The following is a 1,449-nucleotide window of genomic DNA, read 5'->3' as shown; positions in this document are numbered from 1 at the left end:
CGCCCACGCTTATCGGCTGTAATTTTTTAACGAACTCTTTGTCTTTCGACTTGCTTTGCTGCGATCAGCGAAGCCTTGAATTATGACACAAAAATCCCGCCCAAACAACTTTGAGCGGGGTATTTTGATATTTGCACAAACTGCTGGAGTTTGCAGATTCAACAATAAGGGAGCCTGACGATGTCCTACTTTCACACGGGAACCCGCACTATCATCGGCGCTGAGTCGTTTCACTGTCCTGTTCGGGATGGGAAGGAGTGGGACCAACTCGCTATGGTCATCAGGCTTAAAAACTTCACTACTGCCTACACCCTAGGGCTGCAGACAGTTTATTTGTAGAGTCGGTATCAGGTTATTAGATTGCGCTTTGGCACATACACAACCCACTTCAATGGATTGTCTTTCACGTATTCATTCCTTGCCCAAAGTTATAGGGTCAAGCCGCACGAGCAATTAGTACTGGTTAGCTTAATGCATTGCTGCACTTCCACACCCAGCCTATCAACGTCCTAGTCTTGAACAACTCTTCAGGGGGGTCAAGCCCCCGGCAGATCTCATCTTGAGACGAGTTTCCCGCTTAGATGCTTTCAGCGGTTATCTCTTCCACACTTAGCTACTCGGCAATGCCACTGGCGTGACAACCGATACACCAGAGGTGTGTCCACTCCGGTCCTCTCGTACTAGGAGCAGGCTCTCTCAAATCTGCAGCGCCCACGGAAGATAGGGACCAAACTGTCTCACGACGTTTTAAACCCAGCTCACGTACCTCTTTAAATGGCGAACAGCCATACCCTTGGGACCGGCTACAGCCCCAGGATGAGATGAGCCGACATCGAGGTGCCAAACACCGCCGTCGATATGAACTCTTGGGCGGTATCAGCCTGTTATCCCCAGAGTACCTTTTATCCGTTGAGCGATGGCCCTTCCATACAGAACCACCGGATCACTATGTCCTGCTTTCGCATCTGCTCGACTTGTCAGTCTCGCAGTTAAGCACGCTTATGCCATTGCACTATTAGCACGATGTCCGACCGTACCTAGCGTACCTTCGAACTCCTCCGTTACACTTTGGGAGGAGACCGCCCCAGTCAAACTGCCTACCATGCACTGTCCCCGATCCAGATAATGGACCTAGGTTAGAACCTCAAACACACCAGGGTGGTATTTCAACGTCGGCTCCAAATGATCTAGCGACCACTCTTCAAAGCCTCCCACCTATCCTACACAGATCTGTTCAAAGTCCAATACAAAGCTACAGTAAAGGTTCATGGGGTCTTTCCGTCTTTCCGCGGGGAGATTGCATCATCACAAACATTTCAACTTCGCTGAGTCTCGGGAGGAGACAGTGTGGCCATCGTTACGCCATTCGTGCAGGTCGGAACTTACCCGACAAGGAATTTCGCTACCTTAGGACCGTTATAGTTACGGCCGCCGTTTACTGGGACTTCA

2 rRNA genes (1 of these 2 only partly in view) are annotated in these 1,449 nt (G+C 50.3%); both read right to left on the bottom strand.

The window, feature by feature from the left end:
* Nucleotides 1–172: 172 nt before the first annotated feature.
* Nucleotides 173–285 (bottom strand): 5S ribosomal RNA (rrf, locus tag KIK84_RS15790).
* 147 nt (nt 286–432) lie between these two features.
* A 23S ribosomal RNA gene (locus KIK84_RS15785) occupies nt 433–1,449 on the bottom strand; it runs 1,858 nt beyond the window's last position.

The sequence above is a fragment of the Curvibacter sp. CHRR-16 genome, from assembly GCF_018474005.1.
Lineage (GTDB): Bacteria > Pseudomonadota > Gammaproteobacteria > Burkholderiales > Burkholderiaceae_C > Allorhodoferax.
Note: the sequence above shows the minus strand (reverse complement) of the source record. Positions and strands in the feature narration are given on the sequence as shown.